General features: G+C 66.4%; 18 protein-coding genes and 4 tRNA genes. All 22 read right to left on the bottom strand.

Features of this window, described 5'->3' with window-relative positions:
* Nucleotides 1–103: 103 nt before the first annotated feature.
* Nucleotides 104–2,233 (bottom strand): elongation factor G, encoded by a 2,130-nt coding sequence (gene fusA, locus ACQGNW_RS08115; RefSeq protein ID WP_426662619.1) that lies wholly within the window; start codon nt 2,231–2,233, stop codon nt 104–106.
* Between the two features lie 135 nt (nt 2,234–2,368).
* The gene (rpsG, locus tag ACQGNW_RS08110) at nt 2,369–2,836 is read right to left on the bottom strand and encodes a 30S ribosomal protein S7 (protein ID WP_181300965.1); all 468 of its coding nucleotides are present in this window, start codon (nt 2,834–2,836) and stop codon (nt 2,369–2,371) included.
* Nucleotides 2,837–2,852: 16 nt separating this feature from the next.
* Nucleotides 2,853–3,227 carry a 30S ribosomal protein S12 gene (gene rpsL / locus ACQGNW_RS08105; protein ID WP_181300951.1) on the bottom strand — a complete coding sequence of 125 codons (375 nt, stop codon included), beginning with the start codon at nt 3,225–3,227 and terminating at the stop codon, nt 2,853–2,855.
* Between the two features lie 178 nt (nt 3,228–3,405).
* A complete protein-coding gene (gene rpoC, locus ACQGNW_RS08100; RefSeq protein ID WP_426662618.1) occupies nt 3,406–7,620 on the bottom strand; it encodes a DNA-directed RNA polymerase subunit beta' in 4,215 nt (1,404 codons plus the stop codon).
* 100 nt (nt 7,621–7,720) lie between these two features.
* Entirely contained in the window at nt 7,721–11,881 is a 4,161-nt protein-coding gene (gene rpoB / locus ACQGNW_RS08095) for a DNA-directed RNA polymerase subunit beta (protein ID WP_426662617.1), read from the bottom strand.
* Nucleotides 11,882–12,282: 401 nt separating this feature from the next.
* Nucleotides 12,283–12,654, bottom strand: a complete 372-nt coding sequence (gene rplL, locus ACQGNW_RS08090; protein ID WP_426662616.1) for a 50S ribosomal protein L7/L12 — start codon at nt 12,652–12,654, stop codon at nt 12,283–12,285.
* Nucleotides 12,655–12,700: 46 nt separating this feature from the next.
* Nucleotides 12,701–13,225 carry a 50S ribosomal protein L10 gene (rplJ, locus tag ACQGNW_RS08085; protein WP_426662615.1) on the bottom strand — a complete coding sequence of 175 codons (525 nt, stop codon included), beginning with the start codon at nt 13,223–13,225 and terminating at the stop codon, nt 12,701–12,703.
* Nucleotides 13,226–13,563: 338 nt separating this feature from the next.
* Nucleotides 13,564–14,271, bottom strand: a complete 708-nt coding sequence (rplA, locus tag ACQGNW_RS08080; RefSeq protein ID WP_426662614.1) for a 50S ribosomal protein L1 — start codon at nt 14,269–14,271, stop codon at nt 13,564–13,566.
* 3 nt (nt 14,272–14,274) lie between these two features.
* Nucleotides 14,275–14,703, bottom strand: coding sequence for a 50S ribosomal protein L11 (gene rplK, locus ACQGNW_RS08075; protein WP_077481280.1), 429 nt, complete (start codon nt 14,701–14,703; stop codon nt 14,275–14,277).
* Nucleotides 14,704–15,073: 370 nt separating this feature from the next.
* Nucleotides 15,074–15,634: a transcription termination/antitermination protein NusG gene (gene nusG / locus ACQGNW_RS08070; RefSeq protein WP_426662613.1), complete on the bottom strand. Its 561-nt coding sequence runs from the start codon at nt 15,632–15,634 to the stop codon at nt 15,074–15,076.
* Between the two features lie 10 nt (nt 15,635–15,644).
* Nucleotides 15,645–16,034: a preprotein translocase subunit SecE gene (gene secE, locus ACQGNW_RS08065; RefSeq protein WP_426662612.1), complete on the bottom strand. Its 390-nt coding sequence runs from the start codon at nt 16,032–16,034 to the stop codon at nt 15,645–15,647.
* An 81-nt stretch (nt 16,035–16,115) separates the two neighbouring features.
* Nucleotides 16,116–16,191: transfer RNA gene (locus ACQGNW_RS08060), tRNA-Trp, on the bottom strand.
* A gap of 99 nt (nt 16,192–16,290) precedes the next feature.
* A complete protein-coding gene (gene tuf, locus ACQGNW_RS08055; RefSeq protein ID WP_426661014.1) occupies nt 16,291–17,481 on the bottom strand; it encodes an elongation factor Tu in 1,191 nt (396 codons plus the stop codon).
* Nucleotides 17,482–17,541: 60 nt separating this feature from the next.
* Nucleotides 17,542–17,617 (bottom strand) — tRNA-Thr (locus ACQGNW_RS08050).
* An 80-nt stretch (nt 17,618–17,697) separates the two neighbouring features.
* Nucleotides 17,698–17,771: transfer RNA gene (locus tag ACQGNW_RS08045), tRNA-Gly, on the bottom strand.
* A 73-nt stretch (nt 17,772–17,844) separates the two neighbouring features.
* Nucleotides 17,845–17,930: transfer RNA gene (locus tag ACQGNW_RS08040), tRNA-Tyr, on the bottom strand.
* Nucleotides 17,931–18,023: 93 nt separating this feature from the next.
* On the bottom strand, nt 18,024–18,524 hold the full coding sequence (locus ACQGNW_RS08035) for an acyl-CoA thioesterase (RefSeq protein ID WP_426662611.1): 501 nt from the start codon (nt 18,522–18,524) through the stop codon (nt 18,024–18,026).
* Nucleotides 18,525–18,558: 34 nt separating this feature from the next.
* Nucleotides 18,559–19,056, bottom strand: coding sequence for a GNAT family N-acetyltransferase (locus tag ACQGNW_RS08030; protein WP_426662610.1), 498 nt, complete (start codon nt 19,054–19,056; stop codon nt 18,559–18,561).
* A gap of 91 nt (nt 19,057–19,147) precedes the next feature.
* Nucleotides 19,148–20,239 carry a redox-regulated ATPase YchF gene (gene ychF, locus ACQGNW_RS08025; protein ID WP_426662609.1) on the bottom strand — a complete coding sequence of 364 codons (1,092 nt, stop codon included), beginning with the start codon at nt 20,237–20,239 and terminating at the stop codon, nt 19,148–19,150.
* A 66-nt stretch (nt 20,240–20,305) separates the two neighbouring features.
* Nucleotides 20,306–20,890, bottom strand: coding sequence for an aminoacyl-tRNA hydrolase (gene pth / locus ACQGNW_RS08020; protein ID WP_426662608.1), 585 nt, complete (start codon nt 20,888–20,890; stop codon nt 20,306–20,308).
* A 54-nt stretch (nt 20,891–20,944) separates the two neighbouring features.
* Nucleotides 20,945–21,613, bottom strand: coding sequence for a 50S ribosomal protein L25/general stress protein Ctc (locus ACQGNW_RS08015; protein WP_426662607.1), 669 nt, complete (start codon nt 21,611–21,613; stop codon nt 20,945–20,947).
* A 146-nt stretch (nt 21,614–21,759) separates the two neighbouring features.
* On the bottom strand, nt 21,760–22,701 hold the full coding sequence (locus ACQGNW_RS08010; protein ID WP_426662744.1) for a ribose-phosphate diphosphokinase: 942 nt from the start codon (nt 22,699–22,701) through the stop codon (nt 21,760–21,762).
* Nucleotides 22,702–22,727: the final 26 nt, after the last annotated feature.

Raw genomic sequence — 22,727 nt, 5'->3', positions numbered from 1 at the left:
TCCGATTCCCGCAACCGGCTGCGGTCGCGGGCTTTTCCTGAAAAGTGCGGCCACGGATGGCCGCTTCTTGATTTGCTTTTGCGCTCACGGATGAGCGCAAGGGTCATGCCTTCTTCACCACCTGCTCGGCGATGTTGCTCGGCGCCTCGGCGTAGTGGTCGAATTCCATCGTGAAGGTGGCACGACCCTGCGTCAGCGAGCGGATACTGGTGGCGTAGCCGAACATCTCGCCCAGCGGGACGAACGCGTCGACGGTCTTGCCCGACGGCGTGTCCTCCTGGCCGCGCAGGATGCCGCGGCGACGGCTCATGTCGCCCATCACGTCGCCGACGTACTCCTCCGGCGTCACCACCTCGACCTTCATGATCGGCTCGAGCAGCGCCGGCGAGGCCTTCGCGAAGCCCTGCTTGAACGCCATCGAGGCGGCCAGCTTGAACGCCATCTCGGACGAGTCGACGTCGTGGTAGGAGCCGAACACCAGCTTCACCTTGACGCCCACCACCGGGAAGCCCGCCAGCGGGCCACTGGTGATGGTCTCGCGCAGGCCCTTCTCGACCGAAGGAATGAACTCCTTCGGGATCACGCCGCCGGTGATCTCGTTGATGAACAGGAAGTCGTCCTTGATCATCGGCGCCAGCTTCTCGTCGGCGCGGTCGGCGTCGGTGATCGGGGACATCTCGATCACCACATGGCCGTACTGGCCCTTGCCGCCGGACTGCTTGGCGTGCTTGTAGTCGCTCTTGACGTCACTGGAACGGATCGTCTCGCGGTACGCCACCTGCGGCTTGCCGACGTTGGCCTCGACGTTGAACTCACGCTTCATGCGGTCGACGATGATGTCGAGATGCAGCTCGCCCATGCCCGAAATGATCGTCTGGCCCGACTCCTCGTCGGTGCGGACGCGGAAGGACGGATCCTCGGCGGCCAGGCGGCCGAGCGCGACGCCCATCTTTTCCTGGTCGGACTTGGTCTTCGGCTCCACCGCCATCGAGATCACCGGCTCCGGGAACGTCATGCGCTCCAGGGTGATGACGTGATCCTGCGCGCACAGCGTGTCGCCGGTCGTCACATCCTTCAAGCCGACTGCCGCGGCGATGTCGCCCGCGCGCACTTCCTTCAGTTCGTGACGATCGTTCGCGTGCATCTGCAGGATACGGCCGATGCGTTCCTTCTTCGACTTCACCGGGTTGTAGACGGCGTCGCCGGCGTTCAGCACGCCCGAATAGACGCGGAAGAACGTCAGCGAACCGACGAACGGATCAGTCATGATCTTGAACGCGAGCGCGGAGAACGGCGCGGCGTCGTCCGCCTTGCGGGTCGCCTCGTGCTCGTTCTCGTCCACGCCGGTCACCGGCGGACGATCCACCGGCGACGGCAGCAGATGCACCACCGCGTCCAGCATCGCCTGCACGCCCTTGTTCTTGAAGGCGGTGCCGCAGTAGACCGGAATGATCTCGCTGGACAGCGTCCGCTGGCGCAGGCCGCCGATGATCTCGGCCTCGGAGAGGTCGCCCTCTTCAAGGTACTTGTTCATCAGCTCTTCGCTGGCCTCGGCGGCGGACTCGACCATGAAGTTGCGCGCCTCCGCGGCCTTGTCCGCGAGGTTCGCCGGGATGTCCTTGTACTCGAACTTCATGCCCTGGGACGGCATGTCCCAGATGATCGCCTTCATCTTGATCAGGTCGATCACGCCCTCGAAATCGTCCTCGGCACCGATCGGCACCACCATCGGCACCGGATGCGCACCCAGGCGCGACTTCAGCTGGCCAACCACCTTGTCGAAGTTGGCGCCGGTGCGGTCCATCTTGTTGACGAAGGCAAGGCGCGGCACGTGATACTTGTTGGCCTGGCGCCACACGGTCTCGGACTGCGGCTGCACGCCGCCGACCGCGCACAGCACGAACACCGCGCCGTCGAGCACACGCAGCGAACGCTCCACCTCGATGGTGAAGTCCACGTGCCCGGGGGTGTCGATGATGTTGAAGCGGTGCTGCTCCATCGAACCATCCATGCCCTTCCAGAACGCCGTGGTGGCGGCGGAGGTGATGGTGATGCCGCGCTCCTGCTCCTGCTCCATCCAGTCCATCGTGGCCGCACCGTCGTGCACCTCGCCGATCTTGTGCGAGACGCCGGTGTAGAACAGGATGCGCTCCGTGGTCGTGGTCTTGCCGGCATCGATGTGGGCCATGATGCCGAAGTTGCGGTAGCGCTCGATGGGAGTGGTGCGGGCCATAGTCGTATCCGACGGAGATCCATCCCCGAATGGGCAATGGCGGCCATCCGGGCCGCTCTGGTCATGAAAAAATCCGGCAGGATGCCGGTTGGCGCGACACCGCCCGCATCGCGGGCGGCACGACACTTCCGCCGCTTACCAGCGGTAGTGCGAGAAGGCCTTGTTGGCTTCCGCCATGCGATGGGTTTCCTCGCGCTTCTTGGCAGCGCCACCGCGGCTTTCGGAAGCCTCCTGCAGCTCGGCAGCCAGCTTGCGCGGCATCGAGGTCTCGCCGCGCTTGCGCGCAGCCTCGATCACCCAGCGCATCGCCAGCGCCATGCGGCGACCGGGACGCACTTCCACCGGCACCTGGTAGGTGGCGCCACCGACACGGCGCGACTTCACCTCGACGGCGGGCGCGACATTGTTCAGCGCCTTCTCGACCAGAGCCACCGGCTCGGCGTGCTTCTCGCCCAGATGCTCCAGCGCGCCGTAGACGATGCTCTCGGCCACCGACTTCTTGCCGCTCTTCATCACCATGTTGATGAAGCGGGCGATCAGCTGGCTGCCGTGCTTCGGATCGGGCAGCACCAGACGGGCGGGATGGGAACCTTTACGCGACATAGTTATTTCCTAACGATCAGGACTTCGGACGCTTGGCGCCGTACTTCGAGCGCGACTGGCGACGCTTGGTGACGCCGGCGCAGTCGAGGCTGCCGCGCACCGTGTGGTAGCGCACGCCCGGCAGATCCTTGACGCGGCCACCGCGGATCAGCACCACCGAGTGCTCCTGCAGGTTGTGGCCTTCGCCGCCGATGTAGCTGATCACCTCGTAGCCGTTGGTCAGGCGCACCTTGGCAACCTTGCGCAGGGCCGAGTTCGGCTTTTTCGGGGTGGTCGTGTAAACGCGCGTGCAGACGCCGCGACGCTGCGGGCTGTTCTGCAGAGCAGGCGAATCGCTCTTGTAGCTCTTCGGGCTGCGGGATTTGCGCACCAACTGGTTGATAGTCGCCATGCGAAGCCTTTTCTGAAAACATAAAGGCAGCCCGAACAAGCTCGGTCTGCCAAGAAGCGGGAATATAACACGGACGGCCTGTCACAGACAAGCCAATGTCCCGCCTTCCATGACCCGAACACGAGGTGCGTCCGTGCACCTCATTTCGTATGTCTAGCGAGCAAGGCCCGGAATGGGCTTACTCGACACCACTTTCACTGCCGGCCGGCGCCTCGGCGAACGAGACGGCGGGGGCGGCACCGGAGAGCGTTTCCAGCTCCGAGGCGGTCAGGCCGCCCTGGCTGCGGCGCGAGGCGTGATATGCCAAGCCGGTACCCGCAGGGATCAGACGGCCGACGATAACATTTTCCTTCAGGCCCCGCAAGGTATCGCGCGTGCCGCGGACCGCAGCCTCGGTGAGGACGCGGGTGGTTTCCTGGAACGAAGCCGCCGAGATGAACGACTCGGTGGCCAGCGAGGCCTTCGTGATGCCCAGCAGCACCGACTGGTACTCGGCCGGACGCTCGCCCTTGCCTTCCGCACGCTCGTTCTCGGCATTGATGCGCACGCGCTCGACCTGCTCGCCGCGCAGGTAGTGGCTGTCGCCCGGCTCGGTGATCTCGACCTTGCGCAGCATCTGGCGAATGATCGCCTCGATGTGCTTGTCGTTGATCTTCACGCCCTGCAGGCGGTACACGTCCTGGATCTCCTTGACCAGGTACGTGGCCAGCGGCTCCACGCCCAGCAGGCGCAGGATGTCGTGCGGGCTGGGCTCGCCGTCCACCACGGTCTCGCCCTTCTCCACGTGCTCGCCTTCGAACACGATGACCTGGCGCCACTTCGGGATCAGCTCCTCGTGCTCGTTGCCGTCGGCGTCCTTGATGATCAGGCGCTGCTTGCCCTTGGTGTCCTTGCCGAAGCTGACCACGCCGGAGCGCTCGGCGAGCACCGCCGGCTCCTTCGGCTTGCGCGCCTCGAACAGGTCGGCCACGCGGGGCAGGCCGCCGGTGATGTCGCGGGTCTTGGAGGTTTCCTGCGGGATACGTGCGACCACGTCGCCCACGCCCACCGCGGCGCCGTTCTGGATCGACACGATCGCGCCCGCCGGCAGGAAGTATTGCGCGGCGATGTCGGTGCCCGGCAACTTGAGCTCGCGACCCTTGCTGTCCTCCAGGCGCACGATCGGGCGCAGGTCCTTCGCCTGCGTGCCGCGACGCTTCGGATCGGTGACCACCGCCGACTCCAGGCCGGTCAGCTCGTCGGTCTGGCTCTGCACGGTGACGCCATCGATGAAGTCGATGAACCGCACCACGCCCGCCACCTCGGTGACGATCGGGTGGGTGTGCGGATCCCAGTTCGCCACGGTCTGGCCCGCCTTCACCGGTGCGCCGTCCTTCACCGCGATGGTGGCGCCGTAGGGCACCTTGTAGCGCTCGCGCTCGCGGCCGTTGGCGTCGAGCACCGACACCTCGCCAGAACGCGACACCGCCACCAGGTGGCCCTGGGCGTGCTGCACGGTCTTCAGGTTGTTGAACTTCAGCGCGCCGGTGGTCTTCACCGTCACGTTGTCCACCGCGGCGGCTCGCGAGGCCGCGCCGCCGATGTGGAAGGTACGCATGGTCAGCTGGGTGCCCGGCTCGCCGATCGACTGCGCGGCGACCACGCCCACGGCCTCGCCCATGTTGACCAGGTGGCCACGAGCCAGGTCGCGGCCGTAGCACAGCTTGCACACGCCGTGGCTGGCCTCGCAGGTGATCGGCGAACGCACCTTGACCGACTGCACGCCGGCCTTGTCGAGCTTCTCAACCAGCGCCTCGTTCAGCAGGGTGTCGCGGGTGACGATCGGCTGGTCGTCGTTGCCGGGGGCATACACGTCCTCGACCACCACGCGGCCCAGCACGCGGTCGCGCAGCGGCTCGACCACGTCGCCGCCCTCCACGATCGGCTGCATGGTGAGGCCTTCCTCGGTACCGCAGTCATCCATGGTGACCACCACGTCCTGCGCCACGTCCACCAGGCGGCGGGTGAGGTAGCCGGAGTTCGCGGTCTTCAGCGCCGTGTCCGCCAGGCCCTTGCGGGCGCCGTGGGTGGAGTTGAAGTACTGCAGCACGTTCAGGCCTTCGCGGAAGTTGGCCTTGATCGGCGTCTCGATGATCGAGCCGTCCGGGCGCGCCATCAGGCCGCGCATGCCCGCCAGCTGGCGGATCTGCGCCACCGAACCACGGGCGCCGGAGTCGGCCATGATGTAGAGCGAGTTCATCGACTTCTGGGCAACCTGCTTGCCCTCGCTGTCGGTCACCGTCTCGGTGCCGATGCCGTCGATCATCGCCTTGGCCACCTGCTCGTTGGTGCGCGACCAGATGTCGACCACCTTGTTGTAGCGCTCGCCGGCGGTGACCAGGCCCGACTGGTACTGCTGCTGGATCTCGACGACTTCCTTCTCGGCTTCCTCGAGGATCGCCTTCTTCTCGGCCGGGATCTTCATGTCGTCGATGCCGATGGAGATGCCGGCGCGCGTCGCGAAACGGTAGCCGGTGTACATCAGCTTGTCGGCGAAGATCACCGTTTCCTTCAGGCCCAGGCGGCGGTAGCTGGCGTTGATCAGGCGCGAGATCGCCTTCTTGGTCAGCTCGGTGTTGGCGAGCTGGAACGGCAGGCCCTCCGGCAGGATCTCGGCGAGCAGCGCGCGGCCCACGGTGGTCTCGACCAGCGCGATCTCGCTGTGGCGCTCGCCGTTGTCGCCCAGGCGCACCTGCTTCAGGCGCACCTTGACCTTGGCGTGCAGCTCGACCGCGCGGTTGTCATAGGCGCGGCGCACCTCGCTGATGCCGGAGAACACCATGCCGGTGCCCTTCGCGTTCACCAGCTCGCGCGTCATGTAGTACAGGCCCAGCACCACGTCCTGGGTCGGCACGATGATCGGCTCGCCGTTGGCGGGCGACAGGATGTTGTTGGTCGACATCATCAGGGCGCGTGCCTCGAGCTGCGCCTCGATCGACAGCGGCACGTGCACGGCCATCTGGTCGCCGTCGAAGTCGGCGTTGAACGCGGTACAGACCAGCGGATGCAGCTGGATCGCCTTGCCTTCGATCAGCACCGGCTCGAAGGCCTGGATGCCAAGGCGGTGCAGCGTCGGAGCACGGTTCAGCAGCACCGGATGCTCGCGGATCACCTCTTCGAGGATGTCCCACACCTGGCCTTCCTCGCGCTCGACGAGCTTCTTGGCGGCCTTGATCGTGGTGGCCTCGCCGCGGGCCTGCAGCTTGGCGAAGATGAACGGCTTGAACAGCTCCAGCGCCATCTTCTTGGGCAGGCCGCACTGGTGCAGGCGCAGCGTCGGGCCCACGGTGATCACCGAGCGGCCGGAGTAATCCACGCGCTTGCCGAGCAGGTTCTGGCGGAAGCGGCCCTGCTTGCCCTTGATCATGTCGGCCAGCGACTTCAGCGCGCGCTTGTTCGTGCCGGTGATGGCACGGCCGCGGCGGCCGTTGTCGAGCAGCGCGTCCACCGACTCCTGCAGCATGCGCTTCTCGTTGCGCACGATGATGTCGGGCGCGTTGAGTTCGAGCAGGCGCTTCAGGCGGTTGTTGCGGTTGATGACGCGGCGGTACAGGTCGTTCAGGTCGGAGGTCGCGAAGCGGCCGCCGTCCAGCGGCACCAGCGGACGCAGGTCCGGCGGCAGCACCGGCAACACGGTCAGCACCATCCACTCCGGCTTGTTGCCGGATTCCAGGAAGGCCTCGATCAGCTTCACGCGCTTGGTGAGGCGCTTCAGCTTGGTCTCGGAGTTGGTGGAGGCGATCTCCTCCTTCAGGCGGATGACTTCGCCCGGAAGATCCAGCGACTTCAGCAGCTCGTACACCGCCTCGGCGCCCATGCGCGCGTCGAACTCGTCGCCGTGCTCCTCGACGGCTTCGAGATACTGGTCCTCGCTGAGCAACTGGCCACGCTCGAGCGCGGTAAGACCCGGGTCGATCACCACGAACGCTTCGAAGTACAGGATGCGCTCGATGTCGCGCAGGGTCATGTCCAGCATCAGGCCGATGCGCGACGGCAGCGACTTCAGGAACCAGATGTGCGCGGTCGGGCTGGCCAGTTCGATATGGCCCATGCGCTCGCGGCGCACCTTGGCCAGGGTGACTTCCGTGCCGCACTTCTCGCACACCACGCCGCGGTGCTTCATGCGCTTGTACTTGCCGCACAGGCACTCGTAGTCCTTCACCGGACCGAAGATGGCGGCGCAGAACAGGCCGTCACGCTCGGGCTTGAACGTGCGGTAGTTGATCGTCTCCGGCTTCTTCACTTCGCCGTAGGACCAGGAGCGGATCAGTTCCGGCGACGCCAGCGCGATCTTGATCGAGTCGAACTCGGGCGTGGCACGCTGCTGGTTGAACAGATTGAGCAGGTCTTTCATGTGAGTCTCCGCTTGGAGCTGTCTCTATGGTCGGGATCCACGGAATAACCGGGGCTTGGCTTATCCGGGACCCGGGGCTCTCACCCCGGGTCCCGACCATTCACTTGATCTCTTCCAGGTCGATGTCGATGCCGAGCGAGCGGATTTCCTTCACCAGCACGTTGAAGGACTCCGGCATGCCGGCCGCCATCTCGTGGTTGCCGTCGACGATGTTCTTGTACATCTGGTTACGGCCCTGCACGTCGTCGGACTTCACCGTCAGCATTTCCTGCAGGGTGTAGGCCGCGCCGTAGGCTTCCAGCGCCCAGACTTCCATCTCGCCGAAGCGCTGGCCGCCGAACTGCGCCTTGCCGCCCAGCGGCTGCTGGGTGACCAGCGAGTACGGGCCGGTGGAGCGCGCGTGCATCTTGTCGTCGACCAGGTGGTTGAGCTTCAGGTAATGCATGTAGCCCACGGTGACCGGGCGATCGAACGCCTCGCCGGTGCGGCCGTCGTACAGCGTGGTCTGGCCCGACTCGGGCAGATCCGCCAGCTTCAGCATCGCCTTGATCTCGGTTTCCTCGGCGCCGTCGAACACCGGCGTGGCCATCGGTACGCCTTCCTGCAGGTTCGTCGCCAGCGCGAGGATCTCCTCGTCGGTCAGCGACTTCAGGTCGACGTGCTGCACCGCGCCGGCGACGTGGTGGTTGTAGATCTGGTCGAGGAACTCGCGGATCTGCTTGACCTTGGCCTGCGCCTCCAGCATCTGCTGGATCTTCTTGCCCAGGCCCTTGGCGGCCCAGCCCAGATGCACCTCGAGGATCTGGCCGATGTTCATACGGCTCGGCACGCCCAGCGGGTTCAGGCAGATGTCCACCGAGGTGCCGTCGGCCATGTACGGCATGTCCTCCACCGGCACCACGTTCGACACCACACCCTTGTTGCCGTGGCGGCCGGCCATCTTGTCGCCCGGCTGGATGCGGCGCTTCACGGCCAGGAATACCTTGACCATCTTCAGCACGCCCGGCGCGAGGTCGTCGCCCTGGGTGATCTTGCCCTGCTTCTCCTTGAAGCGCTTGTCGAACTCCTCCTTGTGGCGCTTGACCTGCTCGGCGGCGCGCTCGAGGAACTCGGTGACCGATTCGTCCTTGACGTTGATCTTGAACCAGTCGTCCTTCTTCAGGCCGTCCAGGTACGCGTCGGTGATCTCGGCACCGCGCTTCAGGCCGCCCGGACCGCTCATCGCGCTCTGGCCGACCAGCTGCGCGCGCATGCGGTTGTAGATCGCGCCTTCCAGGATGCGGAACTGGTCGTCGAAGTCCTTGCGGATGCGCTTGATCTCGGTTTCCTCGATCTGCTTGGCGCGCTTGTCCTTCTCAATCCCGTCGCGGGTGAACACCTGTACGTCGATGACGGTGCCGTCCATGCCCGGCGGCACGCGCAGCGAGCTGTCCTTCACGTCCGAAGCCTTCTCGCCGAAGATCGCGCGCAGCAGCTTCTCCTCCGGGGTCAGCTGGCTCTCGCCCTTCGGCGTGACCTTGCCCACCAGGATGTCGCCCGCCTTCACCTCGGCGCCGATGTAGACGATGCCGCTCTCGTCGAGGCGGGCCAGCGCCTGCTCACCCACGTTGGGGATGTCGGCGGTGATTTCCTCGGCGCCCAGCTTGGTGTCGCGCGCGACGCAGGCCAGCTCCTCGATGTGGATCGAGGTGTAGCGGTCTTCCTGCACGACACGCTCGGAGAGCAGGATCGAGTCTTCGAAGTTGTAGCCGTTCCACGGCATGAAGGCGATCAGCATGTTCTGGCCGAGCGCGAGCTCGCCCAGGTCGGTCGACGAACCGTCGGCCAGCGTGTCGCCCTTCGCCACCACGTCACCCACGTTCACCAGCGGGCGCTGGTTGAGGTTGGTGTTCTGGTTGGAGCGGGTGTACTTGGTCAGCGTGTAGATGTCGACGCCGGCGTCGTTCTCGCCCACCTCGTCCTCGTTGACGCGCACCACGATGCGGCCCGCGTCGACCTGGTCGATCACGCCGCCGCGCCTGGCGCTCACCGTGACGCCCGAGTCGCGCGCCACGGCGCGCTCGATACCGGTGCCCACCAGCGGGGTCTGCGAACGCAGCGTCGGCACGGCCTGGCGCTGCATGTTCGCGCCCATCAGTGCGCGGTTCGCGTCGTCGTGCTCCAGGAACGGCACCAGCGCCGCCGCCACCGACACGGTCTGCATCGGCGAGACGTCCATGTAGTCGACTTCGGCCGCCGGACGCAGCTCGGACTCGCCGCGGAAACGGCAGGAGACGAATTCCTCGACGAACGCACCGTGCTTGTCCAGTGGCGAGTTCGCCTGCGCGATCACGTGATCGCCTTCCTCGATCGCCGACAGGTAGTCCACCTTGTCGGTGACCTTGCCGTTCGCCACCTTGCGGTACGGCGTCTCCAGGAAGCCGTACTGGTTGGTGCGCGCGTACACGGCGAGCGAGTTGATCAGGCCGATGTTCGGGCCTTCCGGCGTCTCGATGGTGCAGACGCGGCCGTAATGGGTCGGGTGCACGTCGCGCACCTCGAAGCCGGCACGCTCGCGGGTCAGGCCGCCCGGGCCCAGCGCGGAGACGCGGCGCTTGTGGGTGACTTCCGACAGCGGGTTGTTCTGGTCCATGAACTGGCTGAGCTGCGAGGAGCCGAAGAACTCCTTCACCGCCGCCGCCACCGGCTTGGCGTTGATCAGGTCCTGCGGGGTGAGGCCGTCGGCCTCGGCCAGCGACAGGCGCTCGCGCACCGCGCGCTCCACGCGCACCAAGCCGATGCGGAAGGTGTTCTCGGTCATCTCGCCGACCGAGCGCACGCGACGGTTGCCGAGGTGGTCGATGTCGTCCACGGTGCCATGGCCGTTCTTGATCTCGATCAGCACCTTCAGCACGTCGAGGATGTCCGAACTCTCGCCCTGGGCCTTGACCAGGCGCTGGGCTTCCTCTTCCTTGCGCTCGCCGAAGTACTTGTAGTCGTACAGCACGCCGGGGCCGAGGATGTCCTTGCGGCCCACTCGGCGGTTGAACTTCATGCGGCCGACCGCCGACAGGTCGTAGCGGTCGAAGGTGAAGAACAGGTTGTAGAACAGGTTCTGCGCGGCATCCTTCGTCGGCGGCTCGCCCGGGCGCATCATGCGGTAGATCTCCACCAGCGCCTCCAGCGGGGTGCGGGTGTTGTCGATGCGCAGGGTGTGCGAGATGTAGGCGCCACGGTCGAGGTCGTTCACGTACAGCGTCGGCACGACATCGATGCCGGCCTTGCGGAAGCTCTCCAGCTGCTCGGCAGTGATCTCGTCGTTGGCGGCTGCCAGCAGCTCGCCGGTCTTCGGGTCGACGATGTCGATCGCCAGGATGCGGCCCACCGGGTAGTCGTCCGGCACTTCCAGCGCGGTGATGTTCTCGGCCGCGAGCTGGCGCACGTGACGCGCGGTGATGCGCTTGCCGGCCTCCACCAGCACCTTGCCGCCGATCGCCAGATCGAACGACAGCGTCTCGCCGCGCAGGCGCTCGGCGACCAGCTCCAGCGTGGTGCCGCCCTTGGCTCCCAGATGGAACACGTTGTGCTCGAAGAAGATGGCCAGCATCTCCTCGTTGCTGTAGCCCAGCGCGCGCAGCAGCACCGTCACCGGCAGCTTGCGGCGACGGTCGATGCGCGTGAACAGCGCGTCCTTCGGGTCGAACTCGAAGTCCAGCCACGAGCCGCGGTAGGGGATCACGCGGGCGGAGAACAGCAGCTTGCCCGAGCTGTGCGTCTTGCCGCGGTCGTGGTCGAAGAACACGCCCGGCGAACGGTGCAGCTGCGAGACGATGACGCGCTCGGTGCCGTTGATGATGAAGGTGCCGGTGTCGGTCATGAGCGGGATTTCGCCCATGTAGACCTCCTGCTCCTTGACGTACTTCACGGCCTTCTTCGAGGCCGGGCTGTCCTTGTCGTAGATGACCAGGCGCACGGTCACGCGCAGCGGCGCGCCGAAGGTCATGCCGCGGTTGCGGCACTCGCGCTCGTCGAAGCCCGGCTCGCCGAGGCGGTAGTCGACGTACTCCAGCGCGGCGTTGCCCGAGTAGCTGACGATCGGGAACACCGACTTCAAGGCGGCATGCAGACCCTTGTCCTCGCGCTGCTTTGGCGCGACGTGCTCCTGCAGGAATTCCCGGTAGGAATCGGTCTGGATGGTCAGCAGGTTGGGCACGCCCAGCACGGGGGGCCGCTTGCCGAAATCCTTGCGGATGCGCTTCTTCTCGGTAAACGAGTAGGTCATGGGTTGACGCCTCGGTTCGCAGTGGCGCCGGTGGTGCACACACCGGCTGAATGGGGATGCTTGGATCTGGGGGATCGCGGCTGGGGACTCGATACCTGAATTCCCAGTCGCCATGCCTCAGAGCGCAGAGCTTCCGTGCCTATGGGCAACCCATGGGCTCCTGCCCTTGGTTGCTCGCCCGCCAAAGGCGGGCTCCGCCGGAACAGGCGCCGAGGCGCCTGTTCCACGGCAGGCCATCCTGGCCTGCCTGCGGGCTCCGTTGAATCGGGCGCAAAGCACCCGATTCACGGCGGGCCGTCCTGGCCTGCGCGCCAACCGGCCCTTAAGCGGCCAAAGCCCGGGGACTTTCGCCCCCAGGCTCGGCTTGCGCTAGGTCTGGCTGACGGCGCGCAAGGCGCCGATTACTTCAGTTCGACCGTGGCGCCGGCAGCTTCCAGATCCTTCTTGAACTTCTCGGCGTCTTCCTTCGACACGGCTTCCTTCAGGACGCCACCCGACTCGGTGAGGTCCTTGGCTTCCTTCAGGCCCAGGCCGGTGATCGCGCGGACGGCCTTGATCACGTCGACCTTCTTGTCGCCGGCGGACTTCAGGATCACGTCGAACTCGGTCTGCGCCTCGGCGGCCGGAGCGGCGGCGCCGCCGGCAACGGCCACGGCGACCGGGGCAGCGGCGGACACGCCAAACTTCTCTTCGATGGCCTTCACCAGCTCCATCACTTCCATGAGCGACTTGGCGGCGACGGCTTCAACGATCTGTTCGTTGGTCAGGGACATTTTGATTTACCTCTGGAAATGGATTCGGTACGGATAAGCGTCGGGATCAGGCGGCCGCAGGGGCTTCGGCGACGACTTCGCCACCGCCCTGCTTGTCGGCCACGGCCTTGACGGCGCGGGCGAACATCGCGGCGGGCTCCGCCAGCACGCGGGCCAGCATGGCCAGCGCCTCTTCACGGGTCGGCAGCGAGGCCAGCACGTCGACGTGCGCGGCCGGCAGCAGCTTGCCTTCCACGGAGACGACCCTGGCCTTGAGCTTGTCGTTGGTCTTCGCGAATTCCTTGATCAGGCGACCGGCGGCGCCGGGCTCCTCGGTCGAGAACGCGTACAGCAGCGGACCGGTCAGGGCGTCCTTGACGACCTCGAACTCGGTGCCCGCCACGGCGCGCGACGCCAGCGTGTTCTTGACAACCTTCAGGAACACGCCAGTCTCGCGGGCCTTCTTGCGCATCGCGGTCATCTGTTCGACCGTGGTGCCCGCGTACTCGGCAGCGACCAGGGAGTGGGCCTTCGCGGCGACTTCTGCCAGCTCGGCGACTACTTCTTGCTTCTGGGACAGATTGAGAGCCATTGCACTCCTCCAAATGAACTCCGCTCACGGCTCCTGCCGCTTGCGGTCCTCGGCGACGCCGTCCTTGACGTCGGGGACGCCAGGCGTCCCGGGGTGACGGCCTTTCCAGAACGACGAATCATTCCAGTGGGGGCGGCACCATCTGCGCAGGCCGGATGCGGGCATCCGATTAAGCGGCCGGGCTGGCGGCGACGGCGATTCCCTGCCATGAGCGAGTTCCTTGCCCGTCGTCGTCGCGCGCTGGCCGCGCCTGCGGTCTTTGACGGCTGCCCCGGTACTCGACCGGGGCTGCCCTCAAAAACGGTCCCGCGCGGCAACCGGCCGCGCGGGAAAAGCACTTACTTGGTCGCGATGTTCAGCGACGAGGTATCCACGGTGACGCCGATGCCCATCGTGCTGGACAGCGCCACCTTCTGCAGGTACTGGCCCTTGGCGGTAGCCGGCTTCGCCTTCAGCAGGTCGTTGACCAGCGCGTTGAGGTTGTCCGCGAGCTGCGCGGCCTCGAACGTGGCCTTGCCGATGGTGGCGTGGATGATGCCCGCCTTGTCGTTGCGGAACTTCACCTGGCCGGCCTTCGCATTCTTCACCGCGGTGACCACGTCGGCGGTGACCGAGCCGTCCTTCGGATTCGGCATCAGGCCACGCGGACCGAGCAGCTGGCCCAGCTTGCCGACCACGCGCATCGCGTCCGGCGTGGCGATCACGCGACCGAAGTCGAGATCGCCGCCCTGCATGCGCTCGGCCAGGTCGTCCATGCCGACCGCATCGGCACCGGCGGCCTTGGCCGCCTCGGCCTTCTCGCCCGGCGGGCAGAACACCGCCACCTTGATCGTCTTGCCGGTGCCGTGCGGCAGCAGCGAGGAGCCGCGCACGCCCTGGTCCGACTTCTTGGCGTCAATGCCGAGGCGCACGGCGACGTCGACGGATTCGGCGAACTTGGCCTTGGCGTTGTCCTTGACGATCTTCAGGGCTTCATCCAGGCCGTACACCTTGCCCGGCTGCACCGCGGCCTGGGCGGCCTTCATACGCTTGGTGATCTTTGCCATGTCTTAACCCTCCACCACCAGGCCCATGCTGCGCGCGCTACCGGCAATGGTGCGCACCGCGGCGTCCAGATCGGCAGCCGTCAGGTCCGGCTCCTTCTGCTTGGCGACGTCTTCGAGCTGCTTGCGGGTGATCTTGCCGACCTTGTCGGTGTTCGGCTTCGACGAGCCCTTGGCGACGCCCGTGGCCTTCTTGATCAGGATCGTGGCCGGCGGGGTCTTGGTGATGAAGGTGAAGCTGCGGTCGGAGTACGCGGTGATGATCACCGGGATCGGCAGACCCGGCTCCATCTTCTGCGTGGCGGCGTTGAACGCCTTGCAGAACTCCATGATGTTCAGGCCGCGCTGGCCCAGCGCCGGACCGACCGGCGGGCTGGGGTTGGCCTGACCGGCCTTGACCTGCAGCTTGATGTAGCCTACGACTTTCTTTGCCATTGGATTTTCCTCGCGAGTTCAGGCGCCTTGCGGCTCCTCGCCATGCAACTTCCCTGGTTGAGAGGGGAATCCGCGCTCCCGCAGATTCCTGAAACACGGGCACGCCGGGTCGAAAGACCCCGGCGGGAACCGTGCAGTATAAAGATTGACCAGTCCTTTAGCAAGCTCCATGCCGAACTCCCTCCTCCCCCATGGGGAGAAGGTGGCCCGAAGGGCCGGGGGAGGAGTCGGCCAGCCTCGACGCGAGACCGAAGGAGCGCCCCGGATCAATCCCGGCGCAAGCCCCGCCCCATCACCTCGATCCTCTCCCCGGAGGGGGAGGGCGGGAACGTGCGATGCGCCACCGCCCCGTTCAAATACTTCAGTCGAATCAGGCCTTCTCGACCTGGCCGAACTCCAGTTCCACAGGCGTGGAACGGCCGAAGATCAGCACCGCCACGCGCAGGCGGCTCTTCTCGTAGTTGACTTCCTCGACCACGCCGTTGAAGTCGTTGAACGGACCGTCGGTGACGCGCACCATCTCGCCCGGCTCGAACAGCACCTTGGGCTTGGGCTTTTCCACGCCCTCGCGCACGCGGCTCAGGATGGTGTCGGCCTCGCTGTCGCGGATCGGCAGCGGGCGGTCGGCGGTGCCGCCGATGAAACCCATCACCTTGGGAGTTTCCTTGACCAGGTGCCAGCACTCGTCGTCGATGCGCGGCGCCTTGCCCTCGGTGTTGGTCTCGATCTGCACCAGCACGTAGCCGGGGAAGAACTTGCGGTCGCTGCGGCGCTTCTGGCCGCCGCGCATCTCGACCACTTCCTCGGTGGGCACCAGCACCTCACCGAACTTCTCTTCCATCCCGGCGCGCACGATGCGCTCGGAGAGCGCCCGCTTCACCTGGTTCTCGAAGCCCGAATAGGCGTGCACCACATACCAACGCTTGCTCACGGCTTTGACCTCACAGCTTGAGCAGCCAGTCGAGAATGACCGACTTGAGGATCAGGTCGATCAGGCCCAGCAGCAGCGACAGGACGATGACCACGAGAATAATGATGCCGGTGGTCTTGATCGTCTCGTCGCGAGTCGGCCAGACCACCTTGCGCATTTCGAACTGCGACTCGGCAAGAAAATGCCGCATGCGGCGTCCCAGCGCGGTGAACGCGGCGATCGACAGCGAGATCACCAGCGCCGCCAGCACGCCCAGCAGGCGCGCCACCGGCGGCACCCGCGCATCGTTGCTGAACCACGAATACGCCACGATACCGGCCACCAGGATCACGGCGGCCAGCACCAGCTTGCCGATATCGGCAGCACTCGTGCCCTTGGACTGTTCTGCCTTGGTATTCATGCGCAGTCTGCGGATGTCATCGGCCATCGGAACGGGTGAGGTGTCCGCTGCGCCGCCATCCGTCGTCGATCCTCGGAAAGGTGGCACGCCAGGAGGGACTCGAACCCCCAACCTGCGGTTTTGGAGACCGCTGCTCTGCCAATTGAGCTACTGGCGTAGATAAAACGGGATACGGGATTCGAGCCCCGGAACCCGGCGATGGCGGAAGAGCCTGCCCTTCCGTATCCCGAGTCCCGCCACCCGAATCCCGCAGTTGTTACTTGATGACCTTGGCCACCACGCCGGCGCCGACGGTGCGGCCGCCCTCGCGGATCGCGAAACGCAGGCCCTCGTCCATCGCGATCGGGTGGATCAGGCTCACCACCATCTTCACGTTGTCGCCCGGCATCACCATCTCCACGCCTTCCGGCAGCTGCACCGCGCCGGTCACGTCCGTGGTGCGGAAGTAGAACTGCGGACGGTAGCCCTTGAAGAACGGGGTGTGACGGCCGCCCTCCTCCTTCGACAGCACGTACACCTCGGCCTCGAAGTCCGTGTGCGGCGTGATCGTGCCCGGCTTCGCCAGCACCTGCCCGCGCTCCACGTCGTCGCGCTTCAGGCCGCGCAGCAGCAGACCCACGTTGTCGCCCGCCTGGCCCTGGTCCAGCAGCTTGCGGAACATCTCCACGCCGGTCACCGTGGTCTTCTGCGTCGGGCGGATGCCCACCACCTCGATTTCCTCGCCGACCTTGATGATGCCGCGCTCCACGCGACCGGTCACCACCGTGCCGCGACCCGAGATCGAGAACACGTCCTCGACCGGCATCAGGAACGGCTTGTCGATCTCGCGCACCGGCTCCGGAATGTAGCTGTCCAGCGCGTCCACCAGCTTGATGATCGCCGGCACGCCGATTTCGCTCTGGTCACCTTCCAGCGCCTTCAGCGCCGAACCCTTGATGATCGGCGTGTCGTCGCCAGGGAAGTCGTACTTCGACAGCAGCTCGCGCACTTCCATCTCGACGAGCTCCAGCAGCTCGGCGTCGTCCACCATGTCCGCCTTGTTCAGGAATACCACGATGTACGGCACGCCCACCTGGCGCGACAGCAGGATGTGCTCGCGCGTCTGCGGCATCGGGCCGTCCGCCGCCGAGCACACCAGGATCGCGCCGTCCATCTGCGCCGCACCCGTGATCATGTTCTTCACGTAGTCCGCATGGCCCGGGCAGTCCACGTGCGCGTAGTGGCGCACCGGCGACTCGTATTCCACATGCGCCGTCGAGATCGTGATACCGCGCGCCTTCTCTTCCGGCGCCGCGTCGATCGCGTCGTAGGCCTTGAATTCGCCGCCGAAACGCTCCGCACCAACCTTCGTCAGCGCCGCCGTCAGCGTCGTCTTGCCGTGGTCCACGTGACCGATCGTACCCACGTTCACGTGGGGCTTGGTGCGCTCGAACTTGCCCTTTGCCATACGCCAGAATCCCGATGAGTCAGTGAGAGAAAAACGCCCCGGACGGGCGAGCAACGATGATGGTGCTCATGACTGGAATCGAACCAGCGACCTCTTCCTTACCAAGGAAGTGCTCTACCGACTGAGCTACATGAGCGGAGACTTTCGGCCGCCATCCATGACGGCGAAGAACAGGCCGGCATCCTGCCGGACTCTTCAAAAACTCGACGGGATCAATGGAGCGGGAGACGGGAATCGAACCCGCACCATCAGCTTGGAAGGCTGAGGTTCTACCATTGAACTACTCCCGCCCTGCGCGGAGCCCGTTGCCGCATCGAAGATCGACCCGGCGAACCAGCCCAATCGCAGCCCGCGCGAATCGACTGGTGGAGGGAGGTGGATTCGAACCACCGAAGGCGTAAGCCAGCAGATTTACAGTCTGCCCCCGTTGGCCGCTTGGGTATCCCTCCAACAAAGAACGCGTATTGTGTGGATCGCCCCGCCGACTGTCAACACCCGCGAACGCCCGCAGGCGTGCTTCCGCGGCGCTCCGCGGGCCGGTTTCAGCCCGGATCGCGCCGGTTTTCGTCGGCCCGGGTATCCACCAGTTGCTCCATCTCGCGCGACAACTGCTGCAGGCGACGCGCATGCGCCTGCAGCTTGCGCTCGCCCTCGTCGCGCGGCTCCCAGCGCGGCACCGGGGTGGGCTTGCCGTCCGGCGCGTCCAGCGCCACGAACACCATCACGCAACTGGTCGCCAGCCTTTGCTCCCCCTTGCGCAGGTCGCTGGCCAGCACGTCCACCGCCATGTGCATGCTGGAGGTGCCGGTGTGGATCAGTCGCGCGCGCACCGTCACCAGATCGCCGATCAGGATCGGCGCCACGAACTGGATGCCGCTGACCGAGGCGGTGACGCAGTACGCCCCGCTCCAGGCCACCGCACAGGCGTAGCCGGCCTGATCGATCCACTTCATCGCCATGCCGCCATGCACCTTGCCGCCGAAGTTGACGTCGGTGGGCTGGGCGAGGAAACGGAAGCTCACTTCGTGCTGGTGGCCTGGCATGCGCGCTCCGGTCATTGCGGCAGGGAAATCGCCATTATGCCCGCTCGCCACGTGCCGGCACGCGCGTCAGCGCCATCGGCGTGGTGAGCACGCCGTTCGGCGATAACCGCTCCGGCCCGGCAGCCACGAAGCCCAGTCGCAGGTACGCCGACACCGCGCAGCGCGAGGCGTTGAGCGTGAAGCGGCGCGTACCGGCGCGACGCACCGCGTCGGCCATCGCGCGCTGCCACAGGCGCCGCGCGATGCCACGGCCGTGATACCGAGTGCCCACGAAGAGCTGGGTGAGATGGCTGTCGTCGCGCAGCGCCGCCACGCCCACCAGGGTGTCGCCCAGCCAGGCGAGGTGGAAGCGGTGCCCCTCCTGCATGCGCAGCCGCTGGGCCGCCGCACCCTGCCGCGCCAGCAGCGCCCGCCCGGCCTCGTGCGGCTGGTCGGGCAGGATCCAGCGCCGCGTCACGCGACGCACCAGCGCAGCCACCGCACGGGCGTCATCGGGACGCCCCAACCGGATCCGCAGCACCGCCTTGGCCATGCCTCACCCCGCGCCTTGCCGAACGGCGCGCATGCTCGCACGGAATGCCCGCCGCCGGTGCGCATCCGGCCCGCGCGATACGAGAGGCGATTCAGACGTTGAACAGGAAGTGCAGCACGTCGCCATCCTTCACTACGTAGTCCTTGCCTTCCTTGCGCAGACGGCCGGCGGCGGCGGCGCCCTGCTCGCCCTTGTATTGGATGAAGTCGTCGTAGGAGACGGTCTCGGCACGGATGAAGCCGCGCTCGAAATCGGTGTGGATCACGCCGGCCGCCTGCGGCGCGGTGTAGCCGCGCCTGATGGTCCAGGCGCGCACTTCCTTCACGCCTGCGGTGAAGTAGGTCTGCAGGTCGAGCAGCTTGTAGCCGGCGCGGATCACGCGGTTCAGGCCCGGCTCGTCCAGGCCCAGGTCCTTGAGGAACTCGTCACGATCGGCGTCGTCGAGCTGGGCCAGCTCCTCCTCGATCGCGGCGCACACCGGCACCACCTCGGCACCCTCCTCGGCGGCGCGGGCACGCACGGCATCGAGGTGCGGGTTGTTCTCGAAGCCGTCCTCCAGCACGTTGGCGATGTACATCAGCGGCTTGAGCGTGAGCAGGAAGAGGTCGCGCACCAGCGCCTTTTCCTCGTCGTCCAGCTTCGCGCTGCGCGCCGATTTGCCCTCATTGAGCGTGGCGGCGAGCTTCTGCAGCACCGGCTTCTTCGCCAGCGCTTCCTTGTCGTTGGCCTTGGCCGCGCGCTCGGCGCGGTTCAGCGCCTTCTCCACCGACTCCAGGTCGGCCAGTGCCAGCTCGGTGTCGATGGTCTCGATGTCGGCGACGGGATCCACCTTGCCGGCCACGTGCACGATGTCGCCGTGCTCGAAGCAGCGCACCACGTGGGCGATCGCATCCACCTCGCGGATGTGCGCGAGGAACTTGTTGCCCAGTCCTTCGCCCTTCGAGGCACCGGCGACGAGGCCGGCGATGTCGACGAACTCCACCGCGGTGGGGATGACCTTCTGCGGATTGACGATCGCCGCCAGCGCGTTGAGCCGCGGGTCGGGCACCGGCACCACGCCCACGTTCGGCTCGATCGTGCAGAACGGGAAGTTTGCCGCCGCGATGCCCGCCTTGGTCAGCGCGTTGAACAGGGTGGACTTGCCGACGTTGGGCAGGCCGACGATGCCGCATTTGATGCCCATGGGTGCTCCGAGATATGTGCCGTTCCGGGCGCCGTCGCCGCGAACGCGGAAACGGCGTCAAAAAATCTACTTGCCATCGGCGGTGTGCAGCCGCTGCATCGCCTTGTCGAACTGCCCGTCCACGGCCAGCGGCAGCACATCCATCGCGCGGGCGATGCCATCGACGATCGCGTCCTCGTCCTGTGCCGAGGGCCGGCCCAGCACCCACGGGGTGACCTGGTCCTTGTGGCCAGGATGGCCGATGCCGAGGCGCAGGCGGTGGAACTTGCCGTGGCCGAGGTGGGCCACGATGTCGCGCAGCCCGTTCTGGCCGCCGTGGCCGCCGTCGAACTTCAACCGCACGGTGCCGGCGGGAAGGTCCAGGTCGTCATGCGCGACCAGGCACTCCTCCGGCGAAATCTTGTAGTAGCGCAGCGCGGAGGCGACCGCGATGCCGCTCTTGTTCATGAAGGTGGCGGGCTTCAGCAGCCACACCGGCTCGCCGCCGAGGCGCAGCTTGCAGCTCTCGCCGTGCAGCTTGCCGTCGAAGCTCCAGCGTTCGCCCTGCCCTGCCGCGAGGGCGTCCACAAACCAGAACCCGGCATTGTGCCGGGTTCGGAGATATTCGGCGCCGGGATTGCCCAGCCCGACGATCAGCCGCAGACCTGCCATGACGGCCAGCAAGCGCCCGGGCCCGCGCCCCGGCGGGGCGCGGGCCGCAGCGGCTTACTTCTTGGCGTCCTTGGCCGGCGCGGCGGCGGCCGGGGCGGCCTCGGCGGCGCCGCCCTCGGCGGCCGGCGCCTCCTCGACCTCTTCCTTCACCGTGTTCGCGGTCACCACCGTGGTGTCGTGGTCGGCACCCAGGTGCAGCGCCACGATCTCCACGCCCTTCGGCAGCTTCAGCTGCGACAGGTGCACGATGTCGCCGGGCTTGAGGTCGGCGAGGTCCAGCTCGATGTGCTCGGGCAGGTCCTTCGGCAGGCAGGAGACTTCCACTTCCGTCAGGTTGTGCGAGATCACCACGCCGGAGGTCTTGGCGGCGGCGGACTTCTCCTGGTTCAGGAAGTGCAGCGGCACGTTCACGCGGATGGCGTGGTTCTCGTCGATGCGCAGGAAGTCCATGTGCATCATCTGCTGCTTGAACGGATGCTTCTGCCAGTCGCGCACCAGCACCTTCTGCACCTTGCCGTCGACGTTCAGGTCGAGCACCGAGGAGAAGAACCACTCGTGCTTGGCGGCGAGCAGGATGGTGTTGTGCTCGATCTGGATGCTCTGCGCGGGCTGGCCCGCACCATAGACGACGGCCGGGACGTAGCTCGCGCGACGCAGGCGGCGGCTCGCACCCTTCCCCTCGTCCTTGCGGCTCTCGGCCTTGATTTCATGAATCTGTGCCATTTCGGTACTACCTTGGGTTGGGAAGCCGCCTCGCGGCGGCCGTTCGACTTTTCCGCGACCAGAAAAGCCGGTTGCTTCTACGCGGCGCCCTGCCGCGAAAAGCCAAACATCAAAAACCGCCCGTCCTGGGCGGACTTTCAAATTTCTCAGTCGACGTACAGCGAGCTCACCGACTCGCCGAAGGCGATGCGGCGGATCGTCTCGGCCAGCAGCTCGGCCACCGACAGCTGGCGAATCTTCGCGCAGGCCTGCGCCGCGGGGCTGAGCGGCAACGTGTTGGTGACCACCAGCTGGTCGAGCTGGGAATTCTCCAGGTTGCTCATCGCCGCGCCGGACAGCACCGGGTGCACGCAGTAGGCCACCACCTTGCGGGCGCCACGCTCCTTCAGCGCCGCAGCCGCGGCGCACAGCGTGCCGGCGGTGTCGACGATGTCGTCCACCATCACGCAGGTCTTGCCGTTCACGTCGCCGATGATGTTCATTACCGTGGCCACGTTCGCCTTCGGACGGCGCTTGTCGATGATCGCCAGGTCTGCGTCGTCCAGCCGCTTGGCCAGCGCGCGGGCGCGCACCACGCCGCCCACGTCGGGACTGACCACGATCATGTCGTCCATGCTGAAGTGGCGCCAGATGTCGGCCAGCAGCACCGGCGAGGCGTAGACGTTGTCCACCGGGATGTCGAAGAAGCCCTGGATCTGCTCGGCATGCAGGTCCACCGTGAGCACGCGGTCGACGCCGGCGGTGCTGATCAGCTTGGCCACCAGCTTCGCGGTGATCGGCACGCGCGCGGAGCGCGGGCGGCGATCCTGCCGCGCGTAGCCGAAGTACGGGATCACCGCGGTGACGCTGGCGGCGGAGGCACGCTTGAGCGCGTCGGCCAGCGCCAGCAGCTCGACCAGGTTCTTCGCGCTCGGCGCGCCGGTGGGCTGCAGCACGAACACTTCCTGGCGGCGCACGTTCTCCTCGATCTCGATCTGCACCTCGCCGTCGCTGAAGGTGCTGACCAGCGCCTTGCCCAGCGGCACACCCAGGCGATGGGCGACGTCCTCGGCAAGCTGAGGGTGTGCCTTGCCAGTAAACAGCATCATCGGGCTGGACCTGTCCACGCTTGCGT

Source organism: Rhodanobacter aciditrophus, assembly GCF_050026795.1.
Taxonomy (GTDB): domain Bacteria; phylum Pseudomonadota; class Gammaproteobacteria; order Xanthomonadales; family Rhodanobacteraceae; genus Rhodanobacter_A.
This window is presented reverse-complemented; position numbering and strand designations above follow the sequence as displayed.